Annotated in this window: 15 protein-coding genes; 6 read left to right on the top strand and 9 right to left on the bottom strand. The window is 66.7% G+C overall.

The window, feature by feature from the left end; all coding sequences use genetic code 11:
• Positions 1-21 precede the first annotated feature (21 nt).
• The 6 genes from AC1DOM_RS15470 to ligD all read right to left on the bottom strand — a co-directional run bounded on the left by AC1DOM_RS15470 (position 22) and on the right by ligD (position 8506).
• Positions 22-522: a Csu type fimbrial protein gene (locus tag AC1DOM_RS15470; protein ID WP_498964891.1), complete on the bottom strand. Its 501-nt coding sequence runs from the start codon at positions 520-522 to the stop codon at positions 22-24.
• The gene (locus AC1DOM_RS15465; RefSeq protein ID WP_498964889.1) at positions 519-2831 is read right to left on the bottom strand and encodes a fimbria/pilus outer membrane usher protein; all 2313 of its coding nucleotides are present in this window, start codon (positions 2829-2831) and stop codon (positions 519-521) included. The genes AC1DOM_RS15470 and AC1DOM_RS15465 overlap by 4 nt, the downstream gene beginning before the upstream one ends.
• Positions 2819-3565, bottom strand: a complete 747-nt coding sequence (locus tag AC1DOM_RS15460; protein WP_498964887.1) for a fimbrial biogenesis chaperone — start codon at positions 3563-3565, stop codon at positions 2819-2821. Before AC1DOM_RS15460 ends, AC1DOM_RS15465 begins: the two co-directional genes overlap by 13 nt.
• A gap of 46 nt (positions 3566-3611) precedes the next feature.
• Positions 3612-4133, bottom strand: coding sequence for a Csu type fimbrial protein (locus AC1DOM_RS15455; protein ID WP_498964884.1), 522 nt, complete (start codon positions 4131-4133; stop codon positions 3612-3614).
• Between the two features lie 311 nt (positions 4134-4444).
• Positions 4445-5866, bottom strand: coding sequence for a Calx-beta domain-containing protein (locus AC1DOM_RS15450; protein ID WP_498964882.1), 1422 nt, complete (start codon positions 5864-5866; stop codon positions 4445-4447).
• A gap of 117 nt (positions 5867-5983) precedes the next feature.
• Positions 5984-8506 carry a DNA ligase D gene (ligD, locus tag AC1DOM_RS15445; protein WP_498964880.1) on the bottom strand — a complete coding sequence of 841 codons (2523 nt, stop codon included), beginning with the start codon at positions 8504-8506 and terminating at the stop codon, positions 5984-5986.
• 69 nt (positions 8507-8575) lie between these two features.
• On the opposite strand from ligD, the gene AC1DOM_RS15440 reads away from it, so the two are divergent.
• Genes AC1DOM_RS15440 through AC1DOM_RS15425 form a run of 4 tightly spaced genes read left to right on the top strand, consistent with a single transcriptional unit; the run spans position 8576 to position 12479 of the window.
• Entirely contained in the window at positions 8576-8758 is a 183-nt protein-coding gene (locus AC1DOM_RS15440; protein ID WP_498964878.1) for a hypothetical protein, read from the top strand.
• 30 nt (positions 8759-8788) lie between these two features.
• The gene (locus tag AC1DOM_RS15435) at positions 8789-9481 is read left to right on the top strand and encodes an SOS response-associated peptidase (protein WP_498964876.1); all 693 of its coding nucleotides are present in this window, start codon (positions 8789-8791) and stop codon (positions 9479-9481) included.
• Between the two features lie 56 nt (positions 9482-9537).
• Complete coding sequence (locus AC1DOM_RS15430) at positions 9538-10833, top strand: nucleotide sugar dehydrogenase (protein ID WP_498964962.1); 1296 nt, start codon at positions 9538-9540, stop codon at positions 10831-10833.
• Between the two features lie 17 nt (positions 10834-10850).
• Complete coding sequence (locus AC1DOM_RS15425) at positions 10851-12479, top strand: FMN-binding glutamate synthase family protein (protein WP_498964875.1); 1629 nt, start codon at positions 10851-10853, stop codon at positions 12477-12479.
• Positions 12480-12490: 11 nt separating this feature from the next.
• Here AC1DOM_RS15425 and AC1DOM_RS15420 read toward each other — a convergent pair whose 3' ends face one another.
• From AC1DOM_RS15420 to arsC, 3 genes are read right to left on the bottom strand one after another with little or no spacing between them, the layout of a single operon-like run.
• The gene (locus tag AC1DOM_RS15420) at positions 12491-13165 is read right to left on the bottom strand and encodes a GNAT family N-acetyltransferase (protein WP_498964873.1); all 675 of its coding nucleotides are present in this window, start codon (positions 13163-13165) and stop codon (positions 12491-12493) included.
• 5 nt (positions 13166-13170) lie between these two features.
• Complete coding sequence (locus AC1DOM_RS15415) at positions 13171-13926, bottom strand: bestrophin-like domain (protein ID WP_498964871.1); 756 nt, start codon at positions 13924-13926, stop codon at positions 13171-13173.
• Positions 13927-13945: 19 nt separating this feature from the next.
• Positions 13946-14290, bottom strand: a complete 345-nt coding sequence (arsC, locus tag AC1DOM_RS15410) for an arsenate reductase (glutaredoxin) (RefSeq protein ID WP_498964869.1) — start codon at positions 14288-14290, stop codon at positions 13946-13948.
• Between the two features lie 150 nt (positions 14291-14440).
• On the opposite strand from arsC, the gene AC1DOM_RS15405 reads away from it, so the two are divergent.
• Positions 14441-15019, top strand: a complete 579-nt coding sequence (locus tag AC1DOM_RS15405) for a hypothetical protein (protein WP_498964868.1) — start codon at positions 14441-14443, stop codon at positions 15017-15019.
• A gap of 39 nt (positions 15020-15058) precedes the next feature.
• The gene (locus tag AC1DOM_RS15400; RefSeq protein WP_498964866.1) at positions 15059-15394 is read left to right on the top strand and encodes a zinc ribbon domain-containing protein YjdM; all 336 of its coding nucleotides are present in this window, start codon (positions 15059-15061) and stop codon (positions 15392-15394) included.
• Positions 15395-15443: the final 49 nt, after the last annotated feature.

Here is a 15443-nt window from a genome sequence, read left to right as displayed (position 1 = left end):
AGCGTACATGCGATCGCCTGGTTAAAAGATCATGGTGACGACGACATCGTCGGTGTACGACCCGACGGCGGCGTTGGGCTGCACGGCATCGATCCTGCCGTACACGGGATAGGTGACATAAAAAATGAAGCCGGTTTGCCCATCGCAACCATTCGCGCTGTCGTCGCCGGTGGTGCACTGGACCGTGCCGGTGCCGCCGGTGATGCCATCGCCCCAGATCGTGCCGAGGGCTGCGGTGGTGTACAGGTTGTAGGTCATCGAAGCGCCGCCTGCCGTCTTCATCAGGCGGCTTGCGTAGGAAAGCGACTGGCCTGTGCCCAGGCGCAGCATAACCGGCACGCGCTGGAGCAGGCAGCCCACGCGCACGGTGCCCTGGCCGGTTTTCGCGGCGCCCGCGGTCGGATCGAAGGTGCCGAAGGCGATCGACGTGTCGACGACCAGGCACGCCTGTGCGCGCGCAATCGTCGGCGCGAACCACGCCAGCGCGGAGAGCAACACGACAAGGACGATCCGCGCCGTCATCGGGCATCACCACACGCGATGGTGCCCAGTTCCACGACGCCCGGGGCGTTGGCCGCGGGAACGTCGAGCGTGCATTGGATCGTGCCCGACGCGGTGTCGATGCGCACCGGTTGCGCACCGGCGCCCACGTTGTCGACGTAGAACATGCCGTCGGTGCCGATCACCGAGGCCACGCCGCCGACCTGCACTTCATCGCCCGGCGCGCCGCCTGCATAGGCGAAGTGGCCGGTGACGGCGTGCACGGCGGCCGCCTGCAACACGAGCACCGTGCCGGTGTTGCGCGCCACGCTGAGTTCGCGCGCGGGCGCGTCCATCGACCAGGCCGCATCCACGCCGGTTTCGTCGATCGACACGCTGTTGGCATGGAAGGGAAGCAGTTCGCGCACGAGCAGGTCGCCGTGCGCGTCGGTGCGCCCGACGTACTGGTTTTCGCGCAGGATCGGCGCATTGGCCAGGCCGGGCACGCGCACCAGCGCGAAGCCGTTTTCCACCGGCGGGGTCAGGAACATGCGGCCACCGATGCCGACCAGCGCACCGGTCGCGAGCAGGCTGCCGCTGGTCTTGCCGTCGAAGGATTGCGCATCGACCGCGAAGCGCCCGTAGGGGTTCTGGTATTCGGCGTGGCCGAACGCGGAGTCGACATCGCCGTCGCGGTTCACGCTCGCGTAGTAGCCGAAGCCCGTGCCGGTCGGCCGCGAGCGCTGCACGTTGAGGCCGTAACCGTGGCGCGTGGTATCGCCGTCGTCGCGCTGGCGCGCGGTGACGTTGACGCTCGTGCGGTCGAACGCGATGTTCAGGCTCAACTGCACGGAAGTGTCGCGGAACAGATCGGACTCTCGGCGCTGCGCGGTGAGGAACAACTGGCCGCGATCCCACAACGTGTACGAAACGGTGCCGCCGAAGGTGCGTTCCACCGGCAGCACGTCGCGACGCTGGCGGCCGGCGTTGAATTGCACCGACATCCGGTGGGTCGGCGAGAAGGCGAGGGAGGCGTAGTCGTCTTCGCGCAATGCGCCCAGGAGGAACGCAGTCGGATCGGCGATCGTGCGGTAGTCGTCATCGGCGCGGCGCGAACCCAAACCGAACGACCAGCTGCGCATGCCGAGCGAATAATTGATGGCGTGCGCGCTGCCGCGGCCCTGGCCGTCGGCATCGCTGCTGGCGTAGGCGAGCGCGAACTCGCCGATCGGCGTGCGGATCGCGGCATCGACGCCGGCGTTGCGCACGTTCTCGTCGCCTTCTGCGCGTCCGCCGAGCGTGAACCAATCCGACAGGCCGCGGCGATACCAACCCTGCCAGGCGGCCTCGTCGTCGTAGCCACCGCCCAGGCCACCGCCGTTGCGCGGCGCGCCGATGCGCACTTGGTATTCGTCCAGGCCCTTGGCCAACAGGCTCGGGCTGCCGCCGTAATAGGTTTGCGTCGCCAGTTCGCTGCGATTGCCGAACGGATCGCGCACGATCACGCGCACGTCGTTGCGCCCGGGTTGCACGCCGAGTTGTTCGAGCGTGAAGGGACCGGCATTGACGTCGTGTTTGCCGACCAGCACGCCGTTGGCGTAGACCTCGACCGTGCCCGGGCTTTCGAGCACGCCGGTGTAATAAGGCTGCGGGAAGGTCACCAGGTAGGGATCGGTGTCGAAGGCGCGTTCGACGCCGACACCGCCGATCAGGCGACCGCCGCCCAAGGCATCGCGTGGAACCGCGTATTGGTCGCCCACCGTCCAGCGGCGCAGCGCGGAGGGTTGATCCAGTTCGAAACGCGTGAGGCCGCGGCGCCACGAAAACTGCGGATCCCATTGCGCGGTGCTGCGCAGCGCGGCATTGCCGCGGCCGACGGCGCCGTCGACGAACAACAGGCCGTCGCCGTCATCGTTCACCGACGCGGCGTAATTGAGGTAGGCGCTCCACGGTTGCGCGCCGCCTTCGGACTGGGCGCGCGTGGCCATCGACACGCGCTGGCGCGGCAGGCGATCGGCGCGCAGCTTCAGGTCCAGGCGCAGCAGCGTGCGATCGACCTTGAACGTGCTGCCGTGGTTGAGTTGGTGCAGCGAGACGAAGGTGCGCTCGCCGACGGTTTCGGGCGTGACGCCCGTGGTGTCGATCGCGCCGGCTTGCAGCGCGGCGATGTCGACCAGCATGTCGTCGCCGCGCGCGATGACCGGCGCGACGCCGACGCAGCGGCCGTTGATGCAAAGGTCGAGCAGGAGGATCTCGTCGCCCGGCAACGCGTGCACGGGACCGACGATGGACAAGCCGAGCGCGGTCGCGAGCAGACCGCGACGCAGCGCGGAGGCCTTCAGGGCGCGCATCGCCAGCTACCGGGGGACACCGCGGCCGTGATCGGCTTGGCGTCGGGCAGCGCCAACTCCACGCTGGCCGCATGCGCGCAAGCCGACGCCGGAAGCTGTTCCTTGAACGGCAAGTGCGCGCCGGGCAGCACGTAGTTTGTATCCATCTTGAGCGTGTGCAGCGTGCGGCCCTTCGCATCGCGCAGGGTCAGCATGCCGTCGGTGGGCGCCAGGTAAGCGGTGCCGGTGTTGCCCAGCACGAGCGAAGATCCCTTGATCTCGATCGTCGGGTTGGCCTTCGCGCCGGGCGGTTCGACGAACACCGGCAGGCTGACCTTCGTCAGCATGCGCACCTGGCCGTTCGCGCTCTGGGCGCGCGGGCCCGGAAGCTCCTGGAGTTCCACGCGATAGGCGTGTTCGGTGGTGACGGTGGGCGAGATGCTGCCCACGCGCAGGCGGGCTTCGCCTTTCGCCGGCATCTTCAGGATCAACGGATGCACGACCAGGTCCTGCGAGGGCGTTTGTTCCCACTTGCCGTCCGCGCCCTGCGTCCAACGCATGACGTGCACCTCGAAGGTGACGTCGTTGGCGTCTTCACTGGTGAGCACGATCGTGTCCACCGGCGTTGCGGCGTCCAGGTGGAGGCGAACGTTGCTGATGCGGAATTGCGCCGCGGCGGCGACGCCACCGAAGCAGGCAAGAGGAACGAGCGCGGCCAACGCGGCCGCGCGTGCGCGCGTGCGGAGCTTGATCATGCGGATGTGCAACCGAAAGCCCCGCCTTGCGGCGGGGCGGGGTGGATCAGAAGTTCAGCTGGATGGTCACGACGTCGGCGTAGTTCGCCGCAACCGCGACGTCCTGGCCGGCCGGGATGCGGCCATAGACCGTCTGCGCCGCCGAGGTGTTCGAGCTGGCGGAGACGTAGGCGGTCGGCGAAGACGCGTCCAGGCAGCCCCACGGCGTGGTGCGGCCGGTGTTCTGGTACAGGAAGTAGGCCAGGCGGTTGGCGCCGGAAGCCATCTGGCGCTCGGGCGTCGTGCAGCTCGAGGTGCCGGTCTTGTTGTTGCCCTCGAGCAGCCAGATCTTGGCCGAGGTGCCCTTGGTGCAGCGCACGTTGAAGGTACCGTCGACATCCTTCGCCGTGGCGTTGTTCGCGCCGGCCGGATCGTAGTTGCCGAAGTCCATGGTGCCCGCGCCGACCACGACGCACGAAGCGTTCACGGTGGCGGAGACGTTGAGGTTGCCGGTCGACGAAGCGGCCTGGGCGGAGGCGGAAGCAAACAGCGCGCCGGTGACGGCGCAGGCAAGCAGAGCGGTACGCATTGGTAGTCCCCAAGGTGGTGGCGTTGCGGTCACCGAGGGGTGCCGCCGGGGTTAAAACCTAGTGAAGGACGATTTGGGTCGCAACGAAAACCACGACTGGTACTCACTTGGTGAGCGAAACTGTGACGTAGATCACAGAAAAACATCGATTCTGTTCAGGAACAGCCCCTATTCAGGCCCGTGAAAGGGGTGTCAATGCGCGTCAGTACACATGACGCGCGGTGTCAGGGTGACAAGAAGTCACTAGGTGACGCCTGCCATGGGTGGGCAGGTGACCAATGCTCACCCCCGTAGACGGTCTTCTGGCGCCCTCAGGGCGCCGGCGACATCTGTCCCGGCCCGCCGGTACGAATCCCGTCGTCGTTGGAAATCGTGCCCGTCGCGCTCGCATCGGCGATCGGCGCGCCGACCGCGTTCGAAAGCACGACCTGGAAGGTTTCGCTCGGCTCGCGCGTGCGATCGCCGTTGAGGGTCACGTCGAAGGTGCGCGCCGTCTGCCCGGGCGCGAAGGTCAGCGAACCGCTCGCGGCGATGTAATCGCTCCCCGCAATCGCCGTGCCGTTGCGCGTCGCCAGCGAGACGGTGACGTTCGACGTCGATGCCGCCGACAAGCGCACAGTGAAGCGCAACGCCTTGGTGCCCGCATCGCCTTCGGCGATGGCCGCATCGGCGATCGACAGCGCCGGTGCGCTCGGCTTCCAACCGAGCTTGATCACTTCGAAATCGCTCGCCTTCAATCCACCGAAGGCCGGATTGAGCGTGCCGTTGTTCCAGCGCACGTCGAAGGTGCCGGAGATGTACATGTCCGAGCCGTTGTCGGCGACGATCAGGCCGTAGGTCTGCATCGCACGGAAGATCTTGCGTGCGACGGGGTCGGTGGTGCGCAAGGCCGGGTCGGCGCCGTTGACGCTGCGTTTCAGGCGCAGGCGCGCGCCCATCGGCAAGGCGCCGCTCGTGCTGCCCGCGGTATGCGAAGCGGGGAATACGTGGCCGTTGCTCGTACGGACGGTAACGCGGAAGGCGTGGCGGATCTCCGGGACATTCGCGTTGGCTGCTTCGTCGTAGCGCACCAGGCCGGGGAAGATCGCGAGCCCGGCGGCATCGGCGGACGTCCAGCCTTCCGGGCGGCGGTCGCTGCGTTGAAGGTCGAAGAACGCGCCCGAACCGGCGTACCAACGCTGCTGCGCCGTCGAATACCAGGCGTTGTACAACTCGTACAAGGTGCGGTTCGTGCAATCGACGATCAGGATGTGGCGATCGTTGTCGTTGCGCTGGTCGACATTGCCCGGCGCGCCGCCTTCCATCCAGTGCGCCTGTGAAATCACGTTCGCGGGAATCGGATAGAACGGAATGCCCTGGCCGGTCGACAGGTTCACGCCGTCGCTTTCGTCCCAGTAATCGAAGGTCACGGCCGATTTCGCCGTCGCGCCATTCACCACGACGTACGGGAATCCGTACACGGCCTGGCTTCCCGTCGATTCCTCGCCGCCGAAATCCGGATGCAGGCTGCGCGTGGCGCCGATGAAGTTGATGAAGTTGCCCGAGTTCGCATCCACAGGCGCCTGCGAGATGTCGGTGTTCCACCAGTTGTCGGCGGAAAACACGGGCAGCGGCGCGGCGATGGGCGCGCCTTGCACGGGCGCGCTGACCGCGGGGCACGACTGCGCGTGCGCCAGCCCCGACAGGCACAGCGCGAACGGAACGAGGGGCATCGACAGGGCGCGGGCAAGCATGGCGATCGGTCTCCACGACGAATCGGCCGACCTTCTGCCTGCCGTCCCCCCAGGTCAACGCCCGGAAATTAACTCCGGACGCGCCGTCACAATCCGCGCAAACGGGGCGTTCAGCCTTCAGCCCCAGGCCGACAGATCCTGACGCACGGTGTCGATCCCTGCCCAGGGATCCTTGCGTTGCCGCTTGATGCGCGCGAGCGTCTTGTCGATGTCGAATGCATCGCCGCGCTTGAGCGCCTTGAGTTCGGACCACGCCAGCGGCACGGCGACCGGCGCGCCGGCCCGCGCGCGCAAGGAATACGAGGCCACCGCCGTCGCGCCGCGGCCGTTGCGCAGGTAGTCGACGAAGATCTTGCCGGGGCGCAATTTCAGGGTCGCCGTCGCCAGGTAGCGCTCCGGATCGGAACCTGCGAGCGCTTCGGCGAAGCCTTTCGCGAACTTCTTGACCAGCTTCCAGTCGTTCGCCGGCTGCAGCGGCACCACGACATGCAGGCCTTTGCCGCCCGTCGCGCGCAGGAAGGATTCGAGATTCAGTTGTGCGAGCAATTCGCGCACGTGCGTCGCGGCGCGTTTGACTTCGGCGAAGGGCACGTTCGGCCCGGGGTCGAGGTCGAAGATCACGCGATCGGCGCGGTCGGGATCGTCGGCGTGCGCGCCCCAGGGATGGAACTCGAGCGAATTGAACTGCACCAGTTCCATCAGGCCCGCGACGTCGTCGACGACCAGGTAATTCGCGTTGATGCCGGCTTCTTCCTTCAAACGCACGAAGCGCACGATCTCCAGCCCCGCCGTGTGGTGCTTCTGGAAGAAGCAGGCCTTGCCCACACCATCGGGGCAGCGGATGACCGACAGCGGGCGCCCGGCGATTTCCTTCAAAAGGCGCGGCGCGACGGCCTTGTAGTAATCGGCCACCTGCTGCTTGGTGATATTGCGATCGGGGAAGATGACCTTGGTCGGGCTGCTCAGGCGCATTTCGGGCGCGGGAGCGCGTTCGCGCGCGGTGGTTTTCTTGGCGGCTTTCTTCGCCGGCTTTCCGCGATCGGAGTCGAGCAGATCGCCGACGTCCTTGTCCATCCGCACGGCCTTCAACGAGGGCTGCCGCAGGATGCCGGAGTTGCCCAGCCCGCGAATGAACACCTCCACGACGAACAGCGGCGGAAACCACGTCGCGCGCTTGAGCTCGGCGTCCAGCGGAATCGGCACGTGCACGCTCGGCTTCGAAGATCCGATGTCCCCGATGTGCTTGGACAATTCGCGCAACTGCGTGCTCGAAAACCCCGTGCCCACGCGCCCGGCGTATACCCAGCCGTGCTTCGCATCGGGCCGCGCGAGCAGCAGCGAACCGAAACCCGTGCGCGACCCTTGGCCCTTCGTCGTGCCCACCACCGCGAATTCGTCCGAATCCAGGCGCTTGGTCTTGCGCCAGTCGTCGCTACGGCCGGACGTATAGGGCCGATCGGCGCGCTTGGAAATGATGCCTTCGAACTGTTGCTCCGATGCCAGCGCGAACGCGGCCGCGCCTTCTTCGCCGGGCACGTGCGAGCTGTAGGACAGATGCGGGATCGGCGTGGCGAGCAGCGTTTCGAGCAGTGCCTTGCGTTCGGTCAGCGGCGCCTTGCGGATGTCGATGCCATCGAGGTGCAACAGATCGAACAACACATAGGCCAGGCCGCCCTGTTCGTCGCCCGAGAGCGTGGACTGCAGCAGGTTGAAATCCGCCTGCGTGCCGCGGCCGGCGATGAGCTCGCCGTCGAGTGCCGCGCTTTTCAAACCGAGTTGCTCGAGCGCGCCCCGCAACTCGGGCACCTTGTCCGTCCATTCGATCGCGTTGCGCGACCAGATGCGGACCTTGCCGTCGACGATCGTCGACACCAGGCGATAGCCATCCCACTTCACTTCGTGGATCCATTGCGCGCCGGTTGGTGCGACCTCGCCGAGTTTCGCCAGTTGGGGTTCGAAGGCTTCGTTGCGCAACGTGGCCTTTTTCGCGCCGGCCAGCTTCGCGGCTTTCGCGGCCCAATCGACTTTGCGGCGTGTTTTCGGAGCAACTTTCTTCGCCGCTTTCTTCGCGACTTTCTTGCCTTCCGGCGGCGTCACGTCGGCCAGCAAGTCATCGGCCTCCAACTTGCCCGCGTAAGCATCGTCCTCCTTGAACAGCAGCCACTGCGGCTGGCGCGCGGGCTTTCCCGAACGCACGAGATGCCATTCGCCCTTCAACTTCTCGCCGAACAGTTCGAATCGAATATGGCCCTTGGCCAGTTGCGCTTCGGGATCGAAGGGCGTGGTCCACACGCCGTGGTCGAAGGTCGCGACGTGGCCGCCGCCGTATTCGCCCTGCGGGATATCTCCTTCGAACGTCGCGTACGAAAGCGGATGATCCTCGACTTCCACCGCCATGCGCTTGACCTTCGGGTCGTAACTGGGCCCCTTGGGCACGGCCCAGCTCTTGAGCGCGTCGCCGATCTGCAGGCGGAAGTCGTAATGCCTGCGCGAGGCGTGGTGCAGCTGCACGACGAAGATGGGCCGGTGGATGTCGGGTGTCGTGCGTTTCGCGGCTTTCTTCGCCGGCGCGCGCGCTTCGGGGGACGGCTCGCGCGTCTTCTCGAAATGCCGCTTGCGGCGGTATTCGGTGAGGCTCATTTCGTCACGAATCCTGCACGCCGAAGCGGGGTATCAGGACGCTATCCAAGGCACGCGAAGGAGATCGTGATGGCGGGCAAACGCGAACTCAATCAACCCAACCCAGGCGACAAACGCCTGCAACGGCGCGACAACAAGGGGCGCTTCGCAGAATCCGACGACCTGGGGCGCTCGCTCGCGAAGGACCAGCACCAGGACGCCGAGCACGACACCGAGCCGGGGCAGGGCGACCGCGGCGACCGCAACCACTAGTTCCTCCGCCGCCTGCGCTAGCATCCCCGCATGTGCGGCCGATTCACCCGCGACTTCACGTGGCAGCAGGTGCGCGAGTTCTCGCACATGCTGGACCTGGTCGTGCCGGACGAAGATCCGACGCCGGCCTGGAACATCGCGCCCACCGATCCGCACCCGGTCATCGTCGCCCACGGCGACGGCGGGCTGGTGCAGGAGATGCGCTGGGGCCTGCTTCCGCCGTGGCAGCGCGACACCAAGCTTGCCTTCAGCACGATCAACGCGCGCCTGGAATCGATCGCGGAGAAACCCGCCTTCCGCGGCGCGTGGAAACAACGCCGCGCGCTCGTCCCCGCATCGGGCTACTACGAGTGGCCGGTCATCGACGGCAAGAAGTGCCCGCACTGGATCCACCTGGCCGACGCGCCGGTGATGATGTTCGGCGGCGTGTGGGAAACGCGGTCCGACGGCGCGGGCGGCGCGCTGCTCACTTACAGCATCGTGACGCGCGCGGCCGATCCGGTGATCCGCCCCGTGCACGACCGCATGCCGCTGATCCTCCCGCCCGAGGTGTTGCACGACTGGCTGCACGGCGACGCGGACGAGGCGATGGCCATCGCGCATGCCGTGCCCGAGCCGGCGCTGGTGTTCCACGAAGTCGACCCGGCGGTGGGCAACGTGCGCAACCAGGGCGCGCACCTGGTCGCGCCCATGCCGTGCGCCGCCGACGGCCTGTTTCCCTGAGCATTTCCCTGAAAAGTGGGTGCGTGCCAAACTCCCGCCGGCCACGAATGCCAGAGCTGGGGGGAAATCCAATGCGGGACGTCGCATCGGCGCGCATCGCCGTGATCGGCCTGGGCTATGTCGGGCTGCCGCTCGCCGTCGCCTTCGGGCGCGCGCACCAGACCCTGGGCTTCGACATCGACGCCACGCGCGTGGCCTCGCTGCAGGGCGGGGAGGGCGACCGCAACCGCGAGGTGACGCCCGAGGAACTCGCGCACGCCGCGCGCCTGCGCTTCAGCGCATCGCCGGCCGACCTGCGCGACTGCGACGTCTTCATCGTCACCGTCCCCACGCCGATCGACGAACACAAGCGCCCCGACTTCAGCCCGCTGATCAGCGCCAGCCGCACCATCGGCGCGGTGCTCAAGCGCGGCGACGTCGTCGTTTACGAATCCACGGTGTATCCGGGCGCGACCGAAGAGATCTGCGTCCCCGAACTCGAACGCGCCTCGGGCCTGCGCTTCAACCACGACTTCACCGTGGGCTACAGCCCCGAGCGCATCAACCCGGGCGACCGCGAGCGCCGCCTCACGAACATCCCGAAGGTCACCTCCGGCTCCACGCCGCAGGCGGCGGATTTCGTCGACGCGCTGTACGCGACGATCATCACCGCCGGCACGCACAAGGCCTCGAGCATCCAGGTGGCCGAAGCCTCCAAGGTGATCGAGAACACGCAGCGCGACGTCAACATCGCGCTGATGAACGAGTTCGCGCTGATCTTCCATCGTCTCGGGATCGACACCACCGAAGTGTTGGCCGCGGCGTCCACCAAGTGGAACTTCCTGCCTTTCCGCCCCGGCCTGGTCGGCGGGCATTGCATCGGCGTTGACCCGTACTACCTGATCCAGAAGGCGCAGGCGCACGGCTATTACCCCGACATCCTCCTGGCGTGCCGCCGCATCAACGATGCGATGGGCCAGCAGGTCGCCGCCGAAGTGGTGAAGCTGATGGTGCAGCGCGGGCTCACGGTGGCCGGCGCGCGCATCCTGCTGCTGGGCCTGACGTTCAAGGAAAACTGCCCCGACCTGCGCAACACGCGCGTGGTGGAACTGGCCGGGGAACTCGAGGATTACCGCGCGGTCGTGGATATCCATGACCCGTGGGCCGATCCGCGCGAGGCGCTGCAGGAATACGGCATCCGCCTGGTCGAGGACCCCATTGCGGGTGCCTATGACGCGGTCGTGATCGCCGTGGGGCATGATGACTTCAAGGCGATGGGCGTCGAAGGCCTGCGCCGCCTGGGCCACGAACGCACCGTGTACTACGACATCAAGGGCGTGTTCCCGAAGGATGCGGTGGACGCGCGGCTCTAGACCCAAAAGAAGGTCGCATGTCCCTCAGTCGCTACTTCCTGTACATCGCGAGCCTCATCCTCACCGTCGTTTTCGGTTGGGTCGCCTTGCGCGATCCCACGTGGACCTGGGCCCTGGTCATCGCCGCGGGCGTCGCCGCCATCGGCACGGTCGATCTCTTTCAGAAAAAGAGCACGCTGCGCCGCAACTACCCCGTGCTCGCGCACTTCCGTTATGGCCTGGAATCCATCGGCCCGGAAATGCGGCAGTACTTCATCGAATCGGACATCGCCGAAACGCCGTTCTCGCGCCAGCAACGCGCGTTGATCTACCAGCGCTCCAAGTCGGTGCGCGATACGCGCCCCTTCGGCACGCTGCACGATGTGTACAGCGTCGATTACGAATGGATCAACCATTCGCTGTCGCCGGCGGCCATTCCGACCGACGATTTCCGCATCGACATCGGCCCCAATTGCGCGAAGCCGTATTCGGCCAGCGTCTTCAACATCTCCGCGATGAGTTGGGGCGCGTTGTCGGCCGCTGCGATCCGCGCGTTGAACGAAGGCGCGCGGCGCGGCAAGTTCTACCACGACACCGGCGAGGGCTCGATTTCGCCATATCACCTGGAAAACGGCGGCGACCTGGTCTGGGAAATCGGGTCGGGCTACTTCGGTTGCCGCGATGCGAAGGGCGGGTTCGATCCGGACAAGTTCGCGATCGCCGCGCAGCGCGAGTCGGTGCGCATGATCGAAGTGAAACTCTCGCAGGGCGCCAAGCCCGGCCATGGCGGCGTGTTGCCCGGTGCAAAGGTGACACAGGAAGTCGCCGATACGCGCGGCGTCGCGCCGGGCGTGGATTGCGTATCGCCCGCGAAGCATTCGGCGTTTTCGACGCCGGTGGGCTTGCTGCAATTCGTCGCGAAGCTGCGCGAACTCTCCGGCGGCAAGCCGACCGGTTTCAAACTCGCGATCGGCCATCCGTGGGAATGGTTCGGCATCGCCAAGGCGATGCACGAAACCGGGTTGCTGCCGGACTTCATCGTCGTCGATGGCGCCGAAGGCGGCACCGGTGCCGCGCCCTCGGAATTCATCGACCACGTCGGCGTGCCGATGCACGAAGCGCTGATGCTCGTGCACAACACGCTGGTGGGCCTGGACCTGCGCGACAAGATCCGCATCGGCGCCGCGGGGCGCATCGTCAGCGCCTTCGACATGGCCAAGACGATGGCCATGGGCGCGGACTGGTGCAACGCCGGGCGCGGTTTCATGTTCGCGCTGGGGTGCATCCAGTCGCTGTCGTGCCATACCGACAAATGCCCGACGGGCGTGGCGACGCAGGATCCGCGGCGCTTCAAGCAGCTCGATCTGCAAGACAAGGCCACCCGCGTGCACAACTTCCACCAGAACACCGTGCACGCCTTGCGCGATCTGTTGTGCGCGGCGGGGCTGGACCATCCGGGGCAGCTGGGCCCCGAACACATCCTGCGCCGCGTCTCCCCGATCGAAGTGCGTTCGCTCGCGGCGATCTACAACTTCCTCACGCCGGGCGAATTGCTGACGAAGGTGCCCGACCACGCCGTGTTCCAGCAATTCTGGGCCGACGCGCGCAGCGACACCTTCGATGCGCCGGCGAAAGTCAGCGCGATGCGGATCGGCAAATCGGTCTAGTCCAAGCGGGTCTAGCGCTCGTGGCGGAGCGACCAGAAGCCGATGTCGCGCCGCAGGCGGAAACCGATGCGCTCGTACATTTCCTTCGCGCGCTCGTTTTCGTGGCTGACGTGGAGGAAGGGCTGGACGTTCGAGGCGATGAGGTCGTTGGTCAAAAACGCCATCAGCCGCCGCGCATAACCGCGTCCATTGCAGTCCGGATGCGTGCAGACCGCGCTGACTTCGCGCGTGGTCGTCGAGCCCAGGCGTTCGCCGATCATCGCCGCGAGCTGGCCGCCTTCGTAGATGCCGAAGTAGCGGCCCATTTCCATCGTGCGCGGGCGGAAGTAATGCGGATACACCGACGCGGTGAGCGAGAGGACGTCATCGCGATGGTCGAAGCCCAGCGGAATGATCGGCGGGCCGTCGACGCTCGGCAGCGGCGCATCGCACACCATCTGCGCGAGCGGCGGATAGGCGTGCATCTTCGTATCGCGCATCTGCTTCGGGGCCACGCCCAGCAGGTAGACGGTTTCCACCGGCGCGATCAGTGCGTCCAGCGCGTCGTCGACGTCGCTGGATGCGTCGGGCACCGCGAAGAAGGGGGCATAGGCCGACGGATAGCGCAGCGCCACGCCCGCTTGCATCGCGATCCCGTGGTGCAGGGTGCGCAGGGCTGCGTGGATGGGGTTGTCGAGGTCGTCCATGGCCATCAGATTCCAGAGCCGATTGCGCTGCGCGCTTGTTCGAAAGCGTCCGGTTCCACGCGCACCAGCCCGCCGAAGGGGCGCGAGAGGTCGTGGATCATGTACAGCACCAGGCCCGAATACAGCGCGTACGCGCCGACGATCAACAGGTGCTTGCGCGACGGGGGATAGATGAACATCAGGCCGCCGATCAGCGCCAGCCCCACGATGGCCGCGAACCAGAATTCGAAGGGCACGCGCATCGCCGATTCGTAGCCCCGAATCTGCCGTTGGCGCTCGATGGTCCACAGGTCGGTTTCGATCGCCTGCGCGAGCAGTTGCTCCCGGCGGGTCGTCGGCGCGAGCGCGAGCACCGTGCCTTGCAGCGCGCGCGCGGCCACCCAGCCCGCGGCGCTGACCTCGCCCGTGGCTTCCTGCGCGGGCCAATCCTGGTCGATGACCGCGTCGATGTAGCGCGCGGCGGCGGCCTGCACGGCGGGGACGCGGTAGTCGCGGGCGAGGAAATACACGTGTTCGACGGCCGCGGCCTCGGTGCGCAGGTTCGCGCGTAATTCGCCGGCCTGCGAGACGACGTGGCCGAACACCAGTCCGAGGATCAGGCCATGCAGCACGCCCAGGCGCATGGTGATGTCGCGCGCGAGATCGCGGGTTTCGCCGGGGTGGTCATGCCCGTGGTGCCGGCGCATCCACGCCGCGGGAAGGATGGCGGCGAAGAAGGCGACCAGCACGAAGCCCACGGCGATGGTCAGGCTGGTCCACATGACCGCAATGTACTCCGGGTCAGAGCAGTTGCAGGACGTTCTCGATGGGGCGGCCGATCACCGCGCGGTCGCCGCGGACGAAGATCGGGCGCTCGATGAGGATCGGATGGGCGTGCATGGCGTCGATCAGCGCCTCCTCGTCCAGCGAGGGATCGGCCAGGCGCAGGTCCTTGTAGGCGTCCTCGCCGGTGCGCAACAGGGCGCGGGCCGGCAAGCCGAGCTTGCGGACAATCGTGCGCAGCTCGGCCTTGCTGGGCGGCGAGTCGAGATAGGCGACGACCTCGGGTTGCACCCCGTGTTCGGCCAGCAGCGCGAGGGCGCCGCGCGACTTGGTACAACGTGGATTGTGGAAATATTTGTCCATGCCGGCATTGTAGGTCCGGCCCGCGAAAAAATAATTGCGGCCGCTTGCACACTGAATGCGCACAACGCACCAAAAACGCGTTGAATGCATGAACTTCCCGCGATAACGTCGGTCCGTGGCTTGGGGAAGCCGACGTTGGGGAAGTACGAAATGAAACGGGGACTGATTCTTGCGTTGGCGCTGTGCGGCGCACACGGCACGGCGATGGCCGTCGACGTGGGCGGGCCGCAGGTCGTCATCGACAGCCGCTATTCCAGCGATGCGGGCTTCCTGCCCGCGGTCAACGCCGCGCGCGACGCCGCGGCCGGCTTCGCGCTCTCGCGCGCGATGCTGACCAACGTGGTCGCTAAGCATTGCAGCGAGATCGACGTCGCCCACGCGCTGCGTGCGGACGAAGCCCGCAACCGCTGGTGGCAGCACAACGAAAGCACGGTCGGCGCGGCCAAGGGCTACGTGCAGTTGCAGCGCGCCATCGTCCAGGTCAAGCAGGGCGAAGCGGCGGCCACGCAGTATCGCGACGGCGTCATGGCGCAGGCGAAGGCCGACGCGATCGCCACCATGGAAACCTGGTTCCCGGAAGGCAAACAGGACGGCGCGACCTGCGACAAGGTCGTCGACGAATACTTCGCCGGCACGCGCGACATCGGCCGCAGCGAGGAATACGGCACGGTCCTGGGCCGGCTGGAAGGCGACATGCAGGCCTGGCGGGACGCCCAGCGCACCGAGTGAGCCATGCGATCATGGCGGGCCGTCGCACGAGCCCGCCCGATGTCCACGCCTTGCCCGCAATGCACGCTCGACAATACGTACGTCGACGGGGCCAACCACGTCTGCGCCGACTGCGGTTTCGAATGGCCGGTGGCGGGTGAGGAAACGGCGGTCGCCGCGCGGGTGGTCCGCGACAGCAACGGCAACGCGCTCGCCGACGGCGACACGGTCGTCGTGATCAAGGACCTGAAGGTCAAGGGCAGTTCGATCCCGCTCAAGCAAGGCACGGTGATCAAGCACATCCGTCTGGTACCGGACGATGCCGAACACATCGAAGGCCACTCCGACAAGATCAAGGGCCTGGTGCTGAAGACCTGCTTCCTGCGCAAGGCGTAAGGCGCGGCAAGGCACTGGCGGAGCAAAAAAGGCCAAAATGGCCTTTTTG

It is taken from the genome of Lysobacter sp. P5_B12 (assembly GCF_056400425.1).
The sequence above is the reverse complement of the archived record's forward strand: the minus strand, read 5'-3'. Positions and strand labels throughout refer to the sequence as shown.